Annotated in this window: 3 protein-coding genes; 1 reads left to right on the top strand and 2 read right to left on the bottom strand. The window is 72.7% G+C overall.

All coding sequences use genetic code 11. The features are described 5' to 3' along the window. Positions 1-687 (top strand): M48 family metalloprotease (locus L2I40_RS21260; protein ID WP_237217200.1); only part of this gene is annotated, 687 nt, incomplete at its 5' end. Positions 688-820: 133 nt separating this feature from the next. Here L2I40_RS21260 and L2I40_RS21265 read toward each other — a convergent pair. Both L2I40_RS21265 and lnt read right to left on the bottom strand, forming a co-directional pair. Further along, the gene (locus L2I40_RS21265; protein ID WP_237217201.1) at positions 821-1,264 is read right to left on the bottom strand and encodes a helix-turn-helix domain-containing protein; all 444 of its coding nucleotides are present in this window, start codon (positions 1,262-1,264) and stop codon (positions 821-823) included. 181 nt (positions 1,265-1,445) lie between these two features. Further along, positions 1,446-2,998, bottom strand: a 1,553-nt coding sequence (gene lnt, locus L2I40_RS21270; RefSeq protein ID WP_308116441.1) for an apolipoprotein N-acyltransferase, incomplete at its 5' end; no start/stop codon positions are given.

Below are 2,998 nucleotides of genomic sequence, written 5' to 3' on the forward strand. Positions count from 1 at the left end.
GCCGAGATCGCGGCGAGCGCGCCGCCGCGCGCGAATGCCCGCAGCCTGTCGGAGGACCGCGCGATGCTGCAGTCGGTCGCGCAGCGCCTGGCGCGCGCGGCGCAGCCCTTCTGCCGCGCGGAGCTGGGGCGCGACTGCGCCTTCCGCATCGCGCTGGTCGAGGCGCGCGAAGCCAACGCCTACGCCTCGGGCCGCGACGACATTGCGGTGACCACCGGCATGATGCGGCTGCTGGCCAACGAGGACGAGCTGGCCGCGGTGGTGGCGCATGAGATGGCGCACCACATCGCCGGCCACATCGCCGAGGGCACGCTGCGCACCCAGGCGGGTGCCATGGCCGGCAGCCTGATCGGCGCCGTCGCCGGCGGCGTGTTGCGCGAGACGCTCGGCGTCGATGTCGGGCTGTCGCGCCTCGGCGCGCAGGCGGGCGCCACGGCGGGGCGGCTGACCTATTCGAAGACGGATGAGCGGGAGGCCGACTATCTCGGCGCGCACATCATGGCGCGGGCCGGCTTCGACCTCGAACGCGGCGGCGGGTTGTGGGCGAAGCTGACGGCGCTGTCGGGGCACGAGCGCACGGCGCTGCTCGACACGCATCCGGCCGGGCCGGAGCGGCTGGCGGCCTGGCGTCGCACGGCGGAGGAGATCCGCGCGAACCCCGAGGCGCCGCCGCGGCGCGACCGGTGATCGACGTTCACCCGGGCAAGCTTGTCAGCCGCCCGGTGCCTCGCCGCGGCTTGCCGCGGCGGGATGAACCGCCTGGCGCAGGATCAGCACCGAGCCGGGGCCCTCGCGAAGACGCGCCGCGGCTTCGTGGGGATTAGTCCGTGGGAGAAAGCGTCTTGATCAGGTCGAAGACGCGCTTGCGCACCGAGGGATCGGTGATGCGGTAGTAGGCGCGCACCAGTTCGAGCGTCTCGCGCCGGTGCAGCGTGTCGTCCTCGAAGCCCTCCTGGCCCTCCTGGAAGCCGGAGAAGCGACGGTTCTTCTCGCCGCCGACCTCGGCCGGCATGTCGTCGAAGAAGAAGCCGATCGGCACGTCGAGCACGCGCGAGAGGTCGAACAGGCGGCTGGCGCCGATGCGGTTCACGCCGCGCTCGTACTTCTGCACCTGCTGGAAGGTGAGGCCGAGCGCCTCGCCCAGCTTTTCCTGGCTCATGCCGAGCAGGGTGCGGCGCAGGCGGACACGGCTGCCGACATGAACGTCGATGGGGCTCGGGCGGTGTTCACGCTCGCCGCGCTCCAGGACCTCCTCGCTCGCCATGACCATGCCTCCAACTCCGCCGTCGGGGTGCTGTGCGTCCGGTCCGTACCCCCCGGGTCGGGCGGCAGGGGGTACGAACCACACGCGACGGCAGGACGCCGCTCGCAGGACATGGGGTACCCGCACCGCGCGAAGTTGTCAACTCTTTTGATTAATCTTATTTTTGATATCAACCCGGGCGCTAGGATGATTTGCCAGACATCCGCCCGCCGGTTGGCTCGATCCGTCTGCGAGACGACATCACCGCGAACCCAAGCGCAAGCGCGATCAACCCGAGCGGGATGCCAAGGCCCGTGCTCGCCACCGGGGTCGGCGGGCCCGCCCGCGGCAGGGGCGACAGCACAACCCCGGTTTGTGCCAGCCCCATGCTTGCCACCGTTCGGCCCCTGGCATCGATCACGATCGAGATGCCGGTCTGCGCCGCACGCAGCAGGGGCAGCCCTTCCTCCACCGCACGCAGCCGTGCCGCGGCCAGGTGCTGCCACGGGCCGGCGGAGATGCCGAACCAGGCGTCGTTGGTGATGTTGAGCAGGAAGCCCACGCGCTCGCGCGGCGTGACCGCGCCGGGGAAGATCACCTCGTAGCAGATCAGCCCCGCGAAGCTTGGCAGGCCGGGCAGCGACACCGGTTCCAGGCCGGGGCCCGCGGTGAAGTCCAGGTTGCTCTGCGTCAGGCGCACCGGCAGCAGGCCGCGCAGCGGCATGTATTCGCCGAACGGCACGAGATGCGTCTTGTCCACCGTGGCCAGCAGCCGCCCGTCCGGGTCGAGCGCGACCATGCTGTTCCACACGCGCCGCGCGCGGCCGCCCTCGAACTCGGCGCGCACCGTGCCGGCGATCAGGGTCCCGCCGGGCGGCAGCGGTTGCGTTGCCAGCCGCGCCGCCTCGGCGTCGTTGGCGAGCAGGAAGGGGCTCGCCGTCTCCGGCCACACCACCAGCACGCGGCTGTCGGGCGCCTGTTCCTGCGCCAGGCGCACGCCGAACTCGGTCTGCTCGATGTAGCGGCGGAAGATCGGCCAGCGGGTGTCCTCGCGCCACTTCGCCTCCTGCGCCACGTTGCCCTGCACGAGCACCACGGCGACCGGGTGCGGCTCCGGCTCCTCAGGCCAGAGGCGCGCGAGGCCGAAGGCGACGAAGAGCGCGAGCGTGCCGCCCATCGCCGCCCAGCCGCGCCGCCCGAGCAGCGGCGCGAGCGCGAGCAGCGCGGTGACGAGCGAGAGGCCGTGTACGCCGATCCACGCGGCTGCCTGGATCGGCAGCGCGCCGAAGGCCCAGACGGTGCCGAGCAGGTTCCAGGGGAAGCCGGTGAACAGGACCCCGCGCAGCATCTCGGCCGCAGTCCAGGCGCCGGCGAAGGCCAGCACCCGCGGCCAGCCCGGTGCGGCGAAGCGCATCGCCAGCGCCGGGATCACGGTGAAGGCGCCGAGCGGCAGGGCCAGCGCCGGCACCGCGATCGGCACCAGCCACCAGTAGCGCTCGACCTCCGTCAGGATGGCGTTCGTCAGCCAGTGCAGCCCGGCGACGTGGAAGCCCCAGCCCCAGAAGAGCCCGACCAGCGCGGCGCGGCGCGCCGTCGGCGCCTCGCCCGCCATGATGAAGAGGGCGGGCAGGGTGAGCAGCAGCACCGGCAGCATGTGCACCGGCGGGAGCGCGAGCGCGCTGACCGCGCCGAGCCCGAAGGCGGTGGCCAGCGCGCGCCAGAAGCCGGGGCCGGAGAGCCGGCGCGTGAGCGCCG

The organism is Falsiroseomonas oryziterrae, assembly GCF_021864505.1.
GTDB classification, from domain to species: domain Bacteria; phylum Pseudomonadota; class Alphaproteobacteria; order Acetobacterales; family Acetobacteraceae; genus Falsiroseomonas; species Falsiroseomonas oryziterrae.

Excerpts from the sequence above, each read along its gene's own strand:
- L2I40_RS21265 (WP_237217201.1), bottom strand. The coding sequence starts at position 1,264 with ATGGCGAGCGAGGAGGTCCTGGAGCGCGGCGAGCGTGAACACCGCCCG.